Origin of the sequence: Tepidiforma sp., from assembly GCF_034432735.1 — a bacterium.
GTDB lineage: Bacteria > Chloroflexota > Dehalococcoidia > Tepidiformales > Tepidiformaceae > Tepidiforma.
The window spans coordinates 14,209-29,167 of record NZ_DAOUBJ010000021.1; the positions used below are offsets into that span (position 1 = coordinate 14,209).

At 65.1% G+C, this 14,959-nt stretch carries 16 protein-coding genes; 2 read left to right on the plus strand and 14 right to left on the minus strand.

Annotation, left to right across the window (positions count from 1 at the left end; translation table 11 throughout):
* Positions 1-17 precede the first annotated feature (17 nt).
* From VAE53_RS01660 to rsmI, 4 genes are read right to left on the minus strand one after another with little or no spacing between them, the layout of a single operon-like run.
* A complete protein-coding gene (locus VAE53_RS01660; RefSeq protein ID WP_322817620.1) occupies positions 18-995 on the minus strand; it encodes a polyprenyl synthetase family protein in 978 nt (325 codons plus the stop codon).
* Positions 992-1,810, minus strand: coding sequence for a TatD family hydrolase (locus tag VAE53_RS01665; protein ID WP_322817621.1), 819 nt, complete (start codon positions 1,808-1,810; stop codon positions 992-994). The genes VAE53_RS01660 and VAE53_RS01665 overlap by 4 nt, the downstream gene beginning before the upstream one ends.
* A complete protein-coding gene (gene metG / locus VAE53_RS01670; protein WP_322817622.1) occupies positions 1,807-3,456 on the minus strand; it encodes a methionine--tRNA ligase in 1,650 nt (549 codons plus the stop codon). Before metG ends, VAE53_RS01665 begins: the two co-directional genes overlap by 4 nt.
* A gap of 42 nt (positions 3,457-3,498) precedes the next feature.
* Positions 3,499-4,335: a 16S rRNA (cytidine(1402)-2'-O)-methyltransferase gene (rsmI, locus tag VAE53_RS01675; RefSeq protein ID WP_322817623.1), complete on the minus strand. Its 837-nt coding sequence runs from the start codon at positions 4,333-4,335 to the stop codon at positions 3,499-3,501.
* Positions 4,336-4,479: 144 nt separating this feature from the next.
* On the opposite strand from rsmI, the gene VAE53_RS01680 reads away from it, so the two are divergent.
* Positions 4,480-5,703 carry a GuaB3 family IMP dehydrogenase-related protein gene (locus VAE53_RS01680; protein ID WP_322817624.1) on the plus strand — a complete coding sequence of 408 codons (1,224 nt, stop codon included), beginning with the start codon at positions 4,480-4,482 and terminating at the stop codon, positions 5,701-5,703.
* A gap of 133 nt (positions 5,704-5,836) precedes the next feature.
* Positions 5,837-6,280, plus strand: coding sequence for a hypothetical protein (locus VAE53_RS01685; RefSeq protein ID WP_322817625.1), 444 nt, complete (start codon positions 5,837-5,839; stop codon positions 6,278-6,280).
* Here VAE53_RS01685 and VAE53_RS01690 read toward each other — a convergent pair.
* From VAE53_RS01690 to VAE53_RS01735, 10 genes are all read right to left on the minus strand, one after another.
* The gene (locus VAE53_RS01690) at positions 6,277-7,074 is read right to left on the minus strand and encodes an HAD family hydrolase (RefSeq protein WP_322817626.1); all 798 of its coding nucleotides are present in this window, start codon (positions 7,072-7,074) and stop codon (positions 6,277-6,279) included. The genes VAE53_RS01685 and VAE53_RS01690 overlap by 4 nt on opposite strands.
* Positions 7,065-7,886, minus strand: a complete 822-nt coding sequence (gene prmC / locus VAE53_RS01695) for a peptide chain release factor N(5)-glutamine methyltransferase (RefSeq protein WP_322817627.1) — start codon at positions 7,884-7,886, stop codon at positions 7,065-7,067. The genes VAE53_RS01690 and prmC overlap by 10 nt, the downstream gene beginning before the upstream one ends.
* Positions 7,883-8,959: a peptide chain release factor 1 gene (gene prfA / locus VAE53_RS01700; RefSeq protein WP_322817628.1), complete on the minus strand. Its 1,077-nt coding sequence runs from the start codon at positions 8,957-8,959 to the stop codon at positions 7,883-7,885. The genes prmC and prfA overlap by 4 nt, the downstream gene beginning before the upstream one ends.
* Before the next feature lie 71 nt (positions 8,960-9,030).
* Entirely contained in the window at positions 9,031-9,483 is a 453-nt protein-coding gene (gene fabZ, locus VAE53_RS01705) for a 3-hydroxyacyl-ACP dehydratase FabZ (RefSeq protein ID WP_322817629.1), read from the minus strand.
* Positions 9,480-10,340, minus strand: a complete 861-nt coding sequence (locus VAE53_RS01710) for a PHP domain-containing protein (RefSeq protein WP_322817630.1) — start codon at positions 10,338-10,340, stop codon at positions 9,480-9,482. The genes fabZ and VAE53_RS01710 overlap by 4 nt, the downstream gene beginning before the upstream one ends.
* Positions 10,340-11,110, minus strand: a complete 771-nt coding sequence (locus VAE53_RS01715; RefSeq protein ID WP_322817631.1) for a TIGR00282 family metallophosphoesterase — start codon at positions 11,108-11,110, stop codon at positions 10,340-10,342. Before VAE53_RS01715 ends, VAE53_RS01710 begins: the two co-directional genes overlap by 1 nt.
* A gap of 7 nt (positions 11,111-11,117) precedes the next feature.
* A complete protein-coding gene (gene rny / locus VAE53_RS01720; protein WP_322817632.1) occupies positions 11,118-12,647 on the minus strand; it encodes a ribonuclease Y in 1,530 nt (509 codons plus the stop codon).
* A gap of 107 nt (positions 12,648-12,754) precedes the next feature.
* On the minus strand, positions 12,755-13,399 hold the full coding sequence (locus tag VAE53_RS01725) for a TRIC cation channel family protein (protein ID WP_322817633.1): 645 nt from the start codon (positions 13,397-13,399) through the stop codon (positions 12,755-12,757).
* A 23-nt stretch (positions 13,400-13,422) separates the two neighbouring features.
* Positions 13,423-14,424: a ketol-acid reductoisomerase gene (gene ilvC, locus VAE53_RS01730; RefSeq protein ID WP_322817634.1), complete on the minus strand. Its 1,002-nt coding sequence runs from the start codon at positions 14,422-14,424 to the stop codon at positions 13,423-13,425.
* A 48-nt stretch (positions 14,425-14,472) separates the two neighbouring features.
* Positions 14,473-14,959 (minus strand): hypothetical protein (locus tag VAE53_RS01735; protein ID WP_322817635.1); only part of this gene is annotated, 487 nt, incomplete at its 5' end.

The following is a 14,959-nucleotide window of genomic DNA, read 5'->3' on the forward strand; positions in this document are numbered from 1 at the left end:
CATAAAGGGGCGTTGCCTCAGCTGCTGCGTGTCAATACGTATTCGCTCAGGTCGATGAGGCAGCGTTTCGTCTCCGACTCGGGGAGGAAGGTGATTGCCTCCTGCGCCCGGCGGATATAGTCACGCGCGATTTCCATCGAAGCGTCGATGCATTCCGAGTTCCGCACTGCTTCGATGGCCTCCCGCAGACGAGCCTCGCGGTCGCGACGGGCGAGAATGAATCGCCGAATCGGGTTGTCTTTCGGATACCGCTCCAGGAAGAGGAGCCCAGGGAGGGTGATGGTCCCCTCCAACAGGTCGCTCCCTACCGGTTTGCCCATCACCGCCTCGTCCCCGACATAATCGAGTACGTCGTCGACGATCTGGAACGCCATCCCGAAGCTGTAGCCATACGTCCGCATCGCCTCGATGGTCCGGTCGTCGCAGTTACCGAGCATCGCGCCGCCTTCGGTGGCGTTGGCGAACAGCGCTGCCGTCTTCCCGCCAATTCGCCAGAGGTAGTGTTGAACGTCCTTGCCTGCGTCGAAAGCCGCGGCGTCCTGGTCGAGCTCGCCACTGGTCATTTTCATCAGCGCGAGCGCGAACAGCCGTGTCACCGCGAGGCTTCCCGTTCGGGTAACCATCTCTGCGGCGTTCGCGAACATGTAGTCCCCGAGGAGGACGGTGAGGGCGTTATCGAAAACCGCATTGGCAGTGGGACGACCACGCCGGCTCGTCGCCCCGTCGACGACGTCGTCGTGGACAAGACTTGCCGTATGGAGCAGCTCGATCGCTGCGCCCAGCGGAACGAGCCGATTGAGGTCATAATCGCCGAGGTGGCCGGCGAGCAGTACGAGCGCCGGCCTCAAACGCTTGCCGCGTGCCTCGAGAGCATGGTCGAGCAGCCGCTTGAGCGGCGGAAGATCGACATTCTTCGTCGATTCCAGAAGGTCTTCGACGAGGATCATGTCCTCGGCGACGGGACCATAGAGCGCGGCAACGGGTGTGGTCGTCATCGTCCCGTCGCCTCGGCGCGAACCGCACAGAAAATCCGCCGCGCATTTTCGGTCGTCAGCTGGGCCACTTCTTCGAGAGACATGCCCCGTGCCGCCGAAACGGCGCGCGCCGTTTCCACGATAAAAGCTGGCTCGTTCCGTTGTCCTCGCATCCCCTGAGGAGGAAGGTACGGACTGTCTGTCTCGATCACAAGTGAGCGAGCTGGCAACCCGGCGGCGAGGCGGCGCGTTTCGTCGTTCTTTGGATACGTCACCGGGCCGGCAATCGAGACGAGAAAGCCAGCTTCGACGAACGGGAGAGCCTGTTCGAGCGTGCCACCGAAGCAGTGCATCACCCCCGGTACCGGGATGCCCCGTTCGGCCGCGGCCCGGGCGAACTCCGTCATCGCCCCGACAATATCCGACTCCGCTGCCCGCGAGTGAACACAGACCGGTTTGCCGAGCTCCAATGCCAGCTCCAGCTGGGCGTTCAGCAGGCGCCGCTGATTCGCCTCCGACGACCATCCGCGGTAGGCGTCGAGGCCGATTTCGCCGATGGCGACGACGGCCGGGTCTGCCCCAAGCTCCCGGAGACGGGGAAGCAGCCCGGGCCACGCCGTGTCTGCCTCGTGCGGGTGAAGCCCAACAGCGGCGTAGACGCGGCCGGGAAAAGCCCGCGCTAATTCGACCGCCGCCTCGCTCGATGGCAAGTCGCATCCGAGGGCCAGCACCTCCCCAACGCCCGCCGCAACCGCCCGGTCGACGATAGCCGCCGGGTCCTCCGTGAATTTGGGGTCGGTCAGATGAGCGTGGGTGTCGAACAGCGGGCTGCTCATGCGCCGCCCGCCTCACGAGGCTCGATCTTCGTGTAGAGCGGCCGAGCGGGCCCAAGCTTCGTCCCCGGGGCGACCGACTCGAATCGCCAGCCATGTGCCTGAAGACTTCCCTCGAGGCCGAGATCGTGATGCAGCCGTTCCGTCGAGAAGGGCAACACTGGGTGGAGGAGCACTTTGAGCGCATTGATCGCGTCGAGGGCGGTCGAAAGCGTCTCGGCCGCATGCTGGCGGTCCTCTTTCACTGCCTTCCAGGGAGCCCGCTCGTCGAGGTATTTGTTCGCCGACTGGGCGAGCTGGAGCGCTGCCTGCAGCCCGCCGCGGAAGTGGCATCGCTCGAATTCGTTCCCCACGGCGTCGAAGGTCGCCTCGCACTCGGCTCGGAGCGCGATACTTTGTGATGACCTATCCGGAGCGGCCGGTACGACGCCTCCGAAGTTCCGCTGGATCATCGAGATGACCCGGTTCGCGAGGTTGCCCCATGTCGCGATGAGCACGTCGTTGTTCGCGCGAACGAGTTCATCCTCGCTGAAGACGCTGTCATTGCTCTCGGGCATGATCGTCGTGAGATAGAAGCGGATAACGTCGGCGTCGTACTGGTCGAGCAAGTCCAGCATCCAAGTGCCCGTGCCCTTGGACTTGCTTTGTTTCTGACCGGCGGCGAAGTTCACGTACTGGTTCGCCGGCACGTCGTACGGGAGGTTGAGTCCGCCGTACCCCATCAGCATCGCCGGCCAAATCACCGTGTGGAACGGGATGTTGTCCTTCCCGATGAAGTAGTACGAGCGCGTGGCCGAATCCTCCCAGTAGAGCCGCCAGGCGTCGGGTTCGCCACGGCGCTGCGCCCACTCTTTGCTCGCCGAAAGGTAGCCGATAACGGCGTCGAACCACACGTAGATGCGCTTGTCCTCGTAGCCAGGCACCGGGACCGGCACGCCCCAGGTGATGTCGCGGGTGATAGCGCGATCCTTGAGCCCCTCGTTGAGCATGCCGAGCGTGAAGTTCTGAACGTTTCGTCGCCAGTGGGCTTGCCGCGAGACCCACTCGCGCAGCGGAGCTTCGAATGCCGAGAGCTTCAGGAAAAAGTGTTCCGAATGCTTCAGTACCGGTCGGGCACCGCTGAGCTTACTCCGGGGATCGCGAAGCTCCGTCGCGTCGAGCGTCTTTCCGCAATTGTCGCATTGGTCTCCGCGGGCCTCCTCGAAACCGCAGAAGGGGCACGTGCCTTCGACGTATCGGTCGGGGAGAAACCGGCCAACCTCGGGGTCGAAGAGGTACTCATCGGTTCGTCGATAGAGATACCCCTTCTCCAGGAGCCGTAGGAACAGCTCCTGAGTCACGGCGTAGTGGTTTTCCGTCAACGTGGTCGTGAAGAGGTCGAACGAAATGCCGAACCGCTCCCAGACTTCGAGGATCTTGGGGTGGTAGCGCTCGACCACCTCGCGCGGCGTGATGCCCTCGCGGTCTGCCGTCACGGTGATCGGCGTGCCATGGCAGTCCGACCCGGAAACCATGAGGACGTCGTTGCCGCTGAGGCGCTGGTAACGGGCGAAGATGTCGGCCGGCAGGTAGGCACCGGCCGCCTGGCCGACGTGCAGGAGGTAATTCGCGTACGGCCATGCGACGCAGACGAGGACGCGTTTCGCCACGGGCCACCTGGGGGTAGGTCTCGCTCCGATGGTACCACACGGTCAGCCTTCGCCGCCTTCGGCCGCTTCGTCCCACCAGCGGTAGAGGTCGCTACGATCCGCCCCGGTCAGTTTCGACACTTCGGAGGCGGCCGCCGAGCGCTGTGCTCCGGCCCGCCGAAAGGCCGCGAGCAACTCCTTCGCGTCTCGCCGGCCCGCCGCGAAGTCGCCTGTGGGGCCAATCACGATGGTGAACTCCCCGCGCGAATTCGCGAACCTGTCCGCGAGCGCGGATGCCCGGTCCCGCACAATCTCCTCGTGCAGTTTCGTCAATTCGCGGCAGACCACGACCAAGGGGTCGTTCAGCACGTCGGCGACGTCGGCGAGCAGTGCCGAGACGCGTCCAGGAGCCTCGAAACAGACCAGCATGCGATTCGGCCCTGCGAGCTCGAGCAGCCGCCGACGCCGCTCGCGAGAACGACGCGGAAGAAAGCCTCCGAAAACCGTGACCGCCGCATCGAACCCAGCGACCGACACGGCCGCTGCGAGCGCCGAAGGCCCGGGGATGGCTGCCACCCTGATGCCCGCCGCGTGTGCCGCGGCTACCAGCCGCGCACCGGGGTCGGAGATGCCGGGGGTGCCAGCGTCGGTTGCCAATACGACCACCCCCTCTTCCGCGGCGGCCAGTACCTCGGGGACCCGGGCCTCGACGTTGTGCTCGGTTAGGCTGACGAGTCGGGCCGTGCTGCCCGCGGCGCGGACCAGCCGCCCCGTCACCCGCGTGTCTTCGGCAGCGACGAGGGTAGCCACGCGGAAGGCCGCCGCGGCCCGCGGTGCGAGGTCGTCGAGATTTCCGATGGGCGTGGCCGTGACGTACAGTCCCGGATGCCAGGCCGTCATCGAACGGGCCAATCCGAGCTATTGCACATAAGCGACTCCTTCGAATCCGATTTGTGTTGACCCGTCCGGGGGCCGCTTCTACACTCGAAAGCAACGCCGCGGCCGCCTGCTCGGCCGCAATTCTAGCCCCGGGATTGCGCTGAATTGAGTACCGTCGCCAACCTTTCCTCGGCCGCCTCCGATGAGCCGGAGCGCGGCTCCGCGCCGTACCTCCATGACGATCAGCCCGCCCCAACCTTCAAACAGCTTCGACGGGCATATGGGTTCGACGAAGTTGCCATCGTTCCCGGCACCGTCACGATCAACCCCGAGCTGACGCAGCTGGGCCTCGACATCGGTCCGCACCATTTCGCCATCCCTTTCATCGCCTCGGCAATGGATGCCGTCGTCGACCCCTCCTTCGCGATCGCCATGCACAAAGCGGGCGGCCTCGCCGTCTTGAACCTCGAAGGCGTATGGACGAAGTACGACGACCCGGGAGCGATCCTCCAGGAAGTCGCGTCCGTGAGTCGCGACGAAGCGACGGCGCTGCTCCAGCACGCGTACGCCCAACCGATCCGTGAAGACCTCATTCGCCGACGTATCCAGGAAATCAAAGCAGGCGGGGCCGTGGCCGCTGTCTCGGTTACCCCGATGAACACGAAGCGTTTCGCACCACTGATCCAGGAGGCGGGGGCGGACATCCTCGTCGTTCAGAGCACCGTGACCACGGCCCGCCACGAGTCCACGAGCGTCGAGGGGCTCCGCTTCGAGAAGCTTCTCAAAGAAATTCACATCCCCGTGGTCGTCGGCAATACTGTCGGGTTCGAAGCCACGCTCGAGCTCATGCGGACGGGAGTCGCGGGCGTGCTCGTCGGTGTGGGCCCAGGTGCGGCCTGCACGAGCCGCGAGGTGCTCGGAATTGGCGTCCCGCAAGTCACAGCCACGATCGACTGCGCGGCGGCTCGCGACTATTACTTGCGCGAGTCGGGCCGCTACGTCCCCATCATCACGGATGGGGGTATCCGGACTGGCGGTGACGTCTGCAAGTGCTTCGCCGCCGGGGCCGACGCGGTGATGATGGGTTCGCCGTTCGCAGCCACGACCGAAGCGCCCGGGCGCGGCTACCACTGGGGGATGGCTACACCCCATGCACACCTGCCACGCGGTACGCGCGTCGCCGTTGGGGTCAACACGACCCTCCAAAAGCTTCTCTACGGCCCCACCAGCCGAACGGATGGCACGGAAAACCTCGTTGGGGCGCTCCGAACCGCGATGGGGATGTGCGGCGCCCGGACGATCCGGGAGTTCCAGAAGGCGGAAATGGTCATCGCCCCGGCCATCAAGACGGAAGGCAAGATTTACCAGTTTGCGCAGGCTGGCAGCTAGTCTTCTCGTCGGGCTCGCGCTGACCATTGCGGCCCCGGCGACTCCGTCTGGAGCCGATACTCCGTGCATATCAGCCGACCCGAACCAGCTCGAACCGGCAGTCCTCCAGGCGAACGTGATCCTGGTCGCCAAGGTGAAGGCGCTCCCATCGGGCATCGAGCTTCTGCCTGAAACGTTTCTCAAAGGTACGGTGAGCCGCCAGGCGGTCCAACCTGCAGAATTCCCTGGCCTCCCAGCTGGTTGCCCGCCCGCCGAGCTGCCGGAGGGTGCGCGCGTCCTCGCCTTCCTTCGGACCATGAGCGGAACCGCGGAGTGGCCTGCCGCTTCGGCGGTCTTCCTCCTTTCCGACGGAGCTGCCACGCGACTCGACGGCACCCCTACGGCCATCCCCGAGTCCGAGTTGGTTCGACGCATCCGCAATCTCACCGGGCAGCAGGCGGCGCCTCCCGCAGCGAACGAATCCGGCGCGGGCATCGACTGGTCCGGCACCGTCCTTCCCGTCGGGGCGCTGCTCCTCGCCGTGTTCGGTATCGGCCTCGTGCTGATGCGGACGTGGCACCGCATCGACCCGAGTTAGCGGGAAAGCGATTCGAGGAACTCCGCAAGCCCTGTCGCGCCCGGCGCCAAGATCAGGTCCGCGGCATCCCGCGCGTAGGCGTCCGCGTGGGCCATTGCGGCACCCAATCCCGCCCACGCTAGCATCGAGGCATCGTTCACCGAATCGCCGACGGCGACCACCTCGTGCCGGTCGATCCCCCAGTCTGCACAAAGAAGCGAGAGCGCGTGCCCCTTGTTCGCCTCTGGCGCCACCGCCACCGTCACCTCGGGAAAGTCGAGGAGGTGAAGCCGTTCCGCGTACCGGGCCGATAGTTCTCGGTGAATCGAGACCGCCGTCGTAGCATCAGAAATGATCCCGACGCCGGTCGGATCGACGCCGGAGAATTCCGGGTCCGGGCGATACTCGGGTTCGATTCCGCTCACCTCGCCATACCGACGCGTCGCCTCCGACGGCCTGCTCGCCAGGTAGCGCACCGGGTTGAACCATTCGTAGTCGCGTCCCAACTCCCGGGCATAGGCCACGATCTCGAGGGCCAGTCGTCGTTCGATTGGAAAAACGTGCGTCATCTCGCCATCGATACGATGCACCGAGCACCCTTGTTGGCACACGAGTGGCGTCACGAGACGCAGCTCCCGCGCGACGCGCAGTGTCCCCGGGAACATCCGGCCGCTGGCGAGGACGACCGCGACCCCTGCGGCTGCGAGCTTCCTGACGGCCTCCCGGATAGCCGGGGGAGGCTCGTGGTCGCCACCGCCGGCTTCCGGCGGGATCACCGTCCCGTCGATGTCCAGCGCGACCAACTTCACCGCCATCGCAGACACACCACGCGGTCGATCCCGGCAAGGTCGCTCCTCACGCGCACTTCAGCGCCCGCGAGTCTGCCCAGGCACGCGACGGTGTCGGCCTGGCCGAAACCGACCTCGAGCGCGAGGAGCCGCGGGCGGAGCCTCCCTGCGCAGTCGTCGATGAGCTCCTGCACGAGCTGTAGCCCGTCGGTTCCTCCGTCGAGGGCAACGCGCGGCTCCCAGCGACTCACCTCTGGTTCGAGGGCATCGATTTCGCCGCTGGGGATATAGGGAAGATTCGCAACTACGATGTCAGCCGTCCGGATAGGGTCCGCCAGATTCCCATGGACGAGCTGCACGCCTGGGGCATGGGCGGCGGCGTTGAGTGCCGCGAACCGCAACGCCGTCGCGCTGATCTCCGTGGCGACCACGCGCGCTGCGGGCGCCTCTGCAGCGACCGAGACGGCCACCGCGCCCGAACCCGTTCCGACCTCGAGAACGCACGCATCGACCAGCTGCCGGAGTTCAGCGAGCGCCTCCTCCACGAGGAGCTCGGTCTCGGGACGAGGAACGAGAACCCCCCGGCCGACGGCGAACCGCCGTCCGTAGAACTCACGCCACCCTGTGAGGTACGCGAGCGGCTCACGTCGCTCCCGCCGTGCGAGCCATTGTTCGAGGCGCGTCCGAGCCTCGCCCTCGAGAATCGCCCCGGCGAAATACTGAGCCCTCGAAATGCCGGCTGCCTCGCGGACCAGCACCTCCGCCTCGAATCGCGCGTCCTCCAGGCCGGCGGCTTCCAGCCGGCGGGCGGCTGCGCCTGCGACTTCCCGAGCGTTCATACCATCGCTTCGAGCCGCGCCGCCTCGTCCGCCGTCGCAACGGCATCGATGATGTCGTCGAGGTCGCCGTCGAGGCGTTGGGCGAGGTTGTGGACGGTGAGGCCAATTCGATGGTCGGTCACGCGGTCCTGCGGGAAGTTGTAGGTCCGAATCTTCTCGCTTCGGTCACCCGTGCCGACCTGGCTCCGGCGGTTCGCCACCAGCTCCGCTTCTTGCTTTTGCTGCTCCAGGTCGTACAGCCGGGATCTCAGGTGCATCATCGCTTTCACCCGGTTCTTGAGCTGGGAGCGTTCGTCCTGGCAAACGACGACGATGCCCGTCGGGATGTGCGTGATCCGCACCGCAGTGGCCACTTTGTTGACGTTCTGCCCGCCCGCCCCGGACGAGTGGAAGATATCGACACGAAGGTCCTTTTCGTCGATGTCGACTTCGACTTCTTCTGCCTCGGGAAGAACTGCGACGGTCGCCGTAGACGTGTGGATTCGTCCCTGCGCCTCTGTCTCGGGGACGCGCTGCACACGGTGGACCCCGCTTTCGTACTTCAGGCGTGAATACGCCCCCTCTCCACGCACCTCGAAGACCACCTCCTTGAAGCCTCCCTTGTCCGATTCGGAAGCGCTGAGGATCTCCGTCTGCCAGCCCTTTCGCTCTGCATAGCGCTGGTACATCCGAAAGAGCTCATGGGCAAAAAGCGCCGCTTCTTCTCCTCCTGCGCCCGCCCGGATCTCGACGATGACATTCCGGCCGTCTCGGGGGTCCTTCGGCAACAGCATGCGGCGAAGCTGCCGGTCGAGCTCTTCCATGCGCTCCTCGGCCTCGCCGAGTTCGGCCTGCGCAAGCGCCTTCATCTCCGGGTCCGATTCGGTCAGCAGGGCCCTCGCGTCCTCGGCCATCGATTGCGCCGCGCGGTATTGCCGAAACACCTCGACGAGTGGCTCGATCTCGGACCGCTCCTTCGCCAGGCGGCTCACCTGTTCGAAGTCGGCGGCGACCTCCGGCCGCCCCATCTCCTCCGTGAGCTCCTCGTAGCGGGCGGTTACCCGTTCCAGCTGGGCTAGTACCGTCTCGTCCATGAATCTCCGGAACACACCGACGGCCCGCCTTTGGCGGACCGCCGCAACGCATCACTCTCGATTGGAGTATATCACCGTTCGCCGCTGGCCCCCGAAGGGTCGGCCAGCGCGAAGGTGATCGTTCCCTCCGCGGCCAGCTGCCCGTCGACGGTGGCCCGTACCCTGCCCTTGCCGACCGGGCCCCGAAGCTTTTCGAGCTCGAACTCGAGCCGAAGCTGGTCCCCCGGAACGACTGGCCGCCGAAATCGGAGCTGCTCGATGCCGCCGAAGAGCGGGAGCTTTCCCCCTGTGTCGGTCCCGTAGAGCAATGTGACCGCCGCCACCTGCGCCAGTGCTTCTACGATGAGCACGCCCGGCATGATCTTGCGCCCCGGAAAGTGCCCCTCGAAGAACCACTCGTTCGCCGTTACGTTCTTGATGCCCACTCCCCGCTTGCCCGCCTCGACCTCGACGAGACGGTCGACGAGCAAGAACGGATAGCGGTGGGGGATGATGCGCTCGATCTCGTCGATTTCGATAGTCATGCTGGTACCTCGATCGCGCTGCAGGCGCATTGTGCATCGATGAACCCGAGGAACGCATCGACACACTCATCCGGAAAAGAAATATCGCCGATGTCACGGTCGTCGGGATTCCCTAGCCCGTGATAGTCGCTTCCGCCCGAAGCCGCCACCCCGAGTTCCTTCGCAAGGGAAGCCAGGCCCGCGACGATCTCCGCGGCATAATGTTTGTAGTACGTCTCGATACCGTCGGCCCCTAGGCGCCGGAGCAGGCGGATTTTTTCCACGTAGTCATCCCCCATGTACGTTGGGTGGGCGATGAAGACGACTCCGCCGTTCTCGTGAATGATCGCAATCGCATCCTTTGGGTCGAGCTTTTCGCGGTTGACGTCGGCCGGTTTGCCATTGCCGAGCCAAAGGTCGAAGGCTTCCTGTACGCTCGCCACGTATCCCTTTTCGAGCAGCGCCCGTGCTACATGGGGTCGCCCTACCGTGGCCTCGCCGGCGATTTCGAAGATTCGCCTGGTCTCGAGCGCCATCCCATGCTCGCGCAGGATGGCGACGATCTTCTCGACCCGAGCGAGGCGCCCCTCTCGTTGCCAACGAAAGAACTCTTGCAACCTCCTGGCTCCGGGATCGAATCCGTACCCGAGAAGATGCACGTCGGCCTTCCCGACTTCCGTGCTGATTTCGACGCCCGGGATGAGTCGGAGCCCGAGCCGAGCTGCTGCCTCAGCGGCTTCGCGAAGTCCCTCGGTCGTATCGTGGTCGGTGAGGGCCAGCGCGCGGACGCCATTCGCCGCGGCGCGTTCGACGACCCACGTCGGGGAGTTGACACCGTCGGAAGCCGTCGAATGGAGATGGAAGTCGCCGCTGGCCATCAACAAATCTCCCGATCCAAACGTTCGATCCGCGTCGCGCGCCGCGTCAGGTCGTCAGCTTCGACGAACACCCCATTGATGACGGCGGGTCGGCCTTCCGCCGGGGTGAGTCGCGTCGGCATCTGGGTGAGGAAGCGGCTCAAGACCGCTTGGATGTCGTCACCGATCACCGAATCGCGCGCCCCGCACATCCCTGCATCGGTGCAGTAGGCCGTGCCGTGGCGAAGGAGCCGACAATCAGCCGTCGGTACGTGGGTGTGCGTGCCGACCACCAGCGTCGCGCGCCCATCCAGGTGCCAGCCCATCGCTTGCTTCTCGCTCGTTGCCTCTGCGTGGAAGTCGACGACGATGAACCGATTTGGTGACATCCCCGCAAGGATGGTGTCGACGGCGCGAAAGGGGTCGTCGTAGTCGGCAGGCATGAACGAACGGCCGATGAGGTTGATGACGACCAGATCTCCGCATTCGGCGACCCCTCGCCCGGGCGCGCCGGGCGGATAGTTGAGCGGCCGAGTGATGCCGCGAGTCGATTCGAGGTAGGGGTAGAGCTCGCGATACTGAAAGGTGTGGTTTCCGCCGGTGATGACATCGATCCCTGCGGCGAATAGCTCGTCGGCGTGGCGCGGTATCAGCCCTTTGCCCCCCGAACAGTTCTCGCCATTAGCTACCACGTAGTCCAGACCGAGTTCGGCTCTCAGCGCAGGAACGGCGCGCACCACCGCCTCGCGGCCCGCGCTCCCGACAATGTCGCCGAGAAAGAGGAGGCGCACGGCAACACTACCGGGCGTACTCGGTCGCCCGGGTCTCCCGGACCACGGTGACCTTGATCTGGCCCGGGTACTCCATCGTCTCTTCGATTTTCTGGCTCACGTCCCGGGCGATGCGCATCGCCTCGAGGTCGTCGACGATTTCGGGCTTCACGATGACGCGGACCTCGCGACCAGCCTGGATGGCGAAGGCCGACTCCACTCCCTTGTAGCTCCGGGCAATGCTCTCGAGCGCCTCCAGGCGCTTGATGTACGCCTCGAGCGATTCACGCCGCGCACCCGGCCGCCCGCCCGAAATGGCGTCGGCCATCATCACGATGATGGCCTCCACGGTCCGGGGCTCGACCTCCTCGTGGTGTGCTTCGATGCAATGCGCGACCGCTTCTTTTACCTTGTAGCGCCGCGCGATATCCGCACCGATGAGCGCGTGCGTCCCTTCGACCTCATGGTCGACCGCCTTTCCGAGGTCGTGGAGGAACCCGCCAGCCCGTGCGACTTCCACGTCGGCACCAATCTCCTGCGCGATCATCGCCGCGATGTGCGCCGTCTCGATCGAATGGCGCATCACGTTTTGGCCATAGCTCGTCCGATACTTCAGGCGGCCAAAAATCTTCAGTACCTCTGGGTGCAGGTTGAGGACACCGGCTTCTACCGCAGCGGCCTCGGCGGCTTCCATCATCGTCGCTTCGACATCGCGCCTGGCCCGGCTGACCGCTTCCTCGATGCGTGTTGGGTGAATCCGGCCGTCCTGTACGAGCATCGAAAGGGCCTGCCGGGCAATCTCTCGCCGGACGGGGTCGAACGCGCTCACGGTCACGGCGTCCGGCGTGTCGTCGATGATGAGGTCCACGCCTGTGGCCGCCTCGATAGCCCGGATGTTCCGCCCTTCCCGACCGATGATCCGCCCCTTCATATCGTCGCTGGGGATGGGAACGACGGAGACGGTCGTTTCAGCTGTCACCTCGGAGGTATATCGCTGAATCGCCGTCGCCAGGATCTTACGTGCCCGGGCCGCAGCTGTCGCCTCGACTTCCTTCTCCATTTCGCGGACCCGCCGGGAGGCTTCGTCCCGAATCTCGACCTCGACGGCCGCGAGCAGCTGCTGCCGCGCCTCGTCGACGGAGAGATTGGCGACCCGCTCGAGCTCGGTCGCCTGTCGCTGGCGAAGCTCCTCGGCCTCCGCTCTCAGCCGTTCGATCTGCGCCTCGCGCTCGCGCAGCGCTTGTTCCCGCCGCTCGAGCGTCTCGATCTTTCGGTCGAGGTTTTCTTCTTTCTGAGCGAGCCGTTGTTCGATCCGAGAAATTTCCGCGCGCCTCTCCTTCATCTCCGCTTCGAGGGAATTGCGCAGCTGGAGCGTTTCTTCTTTTGCCTGGAGCAGCAGCTCCTTTTGTCGGGTCTCGGCCTCAGCGAGGATGCGGTTGGCCTGCTCTTCTGCCTGCTGCAGTGATGTCCCGGTAACGCGGCGCCGGTACAGAACGCCCGCGCCGGCTCCAACCAGCAATCCCACGAGGCCGACGATAATCGCAGTTATCGCCAGCATTCGTATTCTCCAAATCGGTCATGCGAGATGACACGGATAACACCTCGGCGGTGAGAACGCCGAAAGCTCTTGTGAATATCCTACGCCTCGGGGCAGCAAAAAAGAAATCAGCCGTCCCGCGCCGGGCGGTTCCCGCCGGATCGCCGGGGTCGAGGCAGGTGGAGGTCGAAGGCGACCCCGGCAGCCCGGACGAGCGCTGTGACGCTCAGCCCAAGGAGCGTCGCCGCCCCGCTCGATATATCGAAGGCGGCCCAAGTTACGAGGCCGCCAAGCCCGGCGGCAGTGGCGTTGACCTCACTGTGGAGCACGAGCGGAACGCGGTCGGCCAGCAGATCCCGTACGACGCCGCCGCCGGTGGCCGTCAGGATCGCCATGAGGACTGCACCGCTCCAGCCCTGGCCGGTATTGATCGCCGCGAGCGCACCGGCGACCGCGAACGCCCCGAGTCCCCCCGTTTCCGCGAGCGCGACCATCAGCCGGGGGTAGGGCCTCCCGCGCCAGGCGAGGGCGATAGCGAGGGCGGCGCCGGCCGAGGCCCATAACAGGTAATCGGGGCGGGCGAGGATGAGCGGCTGGCGGTCGAGAATCACGTCGCGCATCACGCCCCCGCCCGTAGCCGTGACCAGGCCCATTACCCAGAGACCGAAAATATCGAAATTCCGGCGAAGGCCCGTCTGGACACCGGAAATCGCGAACGCGACGGCACCGGCCCGATCGAGGGCACCCACGAGCGCCGCGCTGTCCAGTTCCAACGGGCCACCTCTGCGGCAGGACGCTAGTTCTTCGGGCGGTTCAGCCAGCTCATCATGGCGCGCATCTCTGCGCCCACCTTTTCGACCGGATGCTCCTGTTCGAGTCGCCTGGTAGCGAGGAAGTGCGGGCGACCCGCCATGTTTTCCAGGATGAATTCTTTCGCGAATTGTCCAGTCTGGATCTCGCGCAGGATCTTCTTCATTTCGGCGCGGGTTTGGTCGGTGATGATCCGCGGACCGCGCGTGTAGTCGCCGTATTCGGCGGTATCGCTAATCGAGAAACGCATCCGGGAAAGACCGCCTTCGTAGATGAGGTCGACGATTAGCTTCAGCTCATGCATCGTTTCGAAGAATGCGCTCTCCGGCTGATAGCCTGCCTCGACCAACGTCTCGTATGCCGCTTTGATGAGTGCAGATAGGCCGCCACACAGGATGACTTGCTCACCGAAGAGGTCGGTTTCGGTCTCTTCGCGGAACGTGGTCTCCAAGACGCCGGCACGCGTCCCCCCGATCCCTTTCGCATAGGCAAGGGCCAGCTGGAGCGCCATCTCGCTGGCGTCCTGGTGGACGGCCACGAGGCAGGGCACGCCGCCACCCTCCACGAACACTCGCCTCACCAAGTGCCCCGGCCCCTTCGGCGCGATCATCGTGACATCGACGAACGGCGGCGGCTGAATCTGCTGGAAGTGGATGTTGAAGCCGTGGGCGAACATCAGCATCTTGCCCTCGGCGAGGTTCGGCTCGATGCCGGTTTGGTAGATCTGTTTCTGCACCTGATCCGGCGCGAGAACCATGATGATGTCGGCCTCGCGTGCCGCCTCTTCCACGCTCATCACGCGCAGCCCTTCTGCTTCTGCAGCCGCGCGCGATTTCGAGCCGGGATAGAGCCCGACGATCACGTCGCAACCGCTGTCCCGCAGGTTCAACGCATGCGCATGCCCCTGCGAGCCGAAGCCGACGACCGCAATCTTCCGACCAGCGAGCAGGCTCAGGTCGGCATCGTTGTCGTAGTACATCTTGGCCATAGCGATAATCCTCGAATCGTTTCGGTTAGGGCGGACGGCGGTCGCAGATCAGGCCGGCATAATGACCCGCCGCTGATGGCGATCGTGGGCGTAGTTTTCGTAGGGATTGACGCCGATTTCCCGGAGCATGGCGTAGCCTTCGATGATCTGGATCTTCCCATCGACGAGCCTGACCCAATCGGCGAATCTGGGTCTCGCCGGGTCGATAGCGAGCTCCACCATCGCCATGTGGTCGCCCGCGAGCAGATTCGTCACACGCAGCTTGCCAAAGGCGGGCATGGGGATGGAGGCGAAGAGCCCGAGCGCGTTTTCCGGCCCACTGGCGACGCCGTAAACCCCGTCGATGACGGTCGCCTTGGCGGAGAGCTGCCCGAGTGCCGTATCCCGGTCGCCGGCGAGAAGGGCATCGTAGAAAACTTTCACGACCTGGCGGGTCTGCGCAGGATTACCCCCGCGGTAGCCGAGGGCATCGTTGAGGGCTGCGGTCGCAGGTTTGTCCAGCACGATGTCCCGGAGCGTGGCGTAGAGCCGTCGC

Coding starts and splice junctions, on each gene's coding strand:
- VAE53_RS01660 (WP_322817620.1), bottom strand. CDS start 995: ATGACGACCACACCCGTTGCCGCGCTCTATGGTCCCGTCGCCGAGGAC.
- VAE53_RS01665 (WP_322817621.1), bottom strand. CDS start 1,810: ATGAGCAGCCCGCTGTTCGACACCCACGCTCATCTGACCGACCCCAAA.
- rsmI (WP_322817623.1), bottom strand. CDS start 4,335: ATGACGGCCTGGCATCCGGGACTGTACGTCACGGCCACGCCCATCGGA.
- VAE53_RS01690 (WP_322817626.1), bottom strand. CDS start 7,074: ATGGCGGTGAAGTTGGTCGCGCTGGACATCGACGGGACGGTGATCCCG.
- prmC (WP_322817627.1), bottom strand. CDS start 7,886: ATGAACGCTCGGGAAGTCGCAGGCGCAGCCGCCCGCCGGCTGGAAGCC.
- prfA (WP_322817628.1), bottom strand. CDS start 8,959: ATGGACGAGACGGTACTAGCCCAGCTGGAACGGGTAACCGCCCGCTAC.
- fabZ (WP_322817629.1), bottom strand. CDS start 9,483: ATGACTATCGAAATCGACGAGATCGAGCGCATCATCCCCCACCGCTAT.
- VAE53_RS01710 (WP_322817630.1), bottom strand. CDS start 10,340: ATGGCCAGCGGCGACTTCCATCTCCATTCGACGGCTTCCGACGGTGTC.
- rny (WP_322817632.1), bottom strand. CDS start 12,647: ATGCTGGCGATAACTGCGATTATCGTCGGCCTCGTGGGATTGCTGGTT.
- ilvC (WP_322817634.1), bottom strand. CDS start 14,424: ATGGCCAAGATGTACTACGACAACGATGCCGACCTGAGCCTGCTCGCT.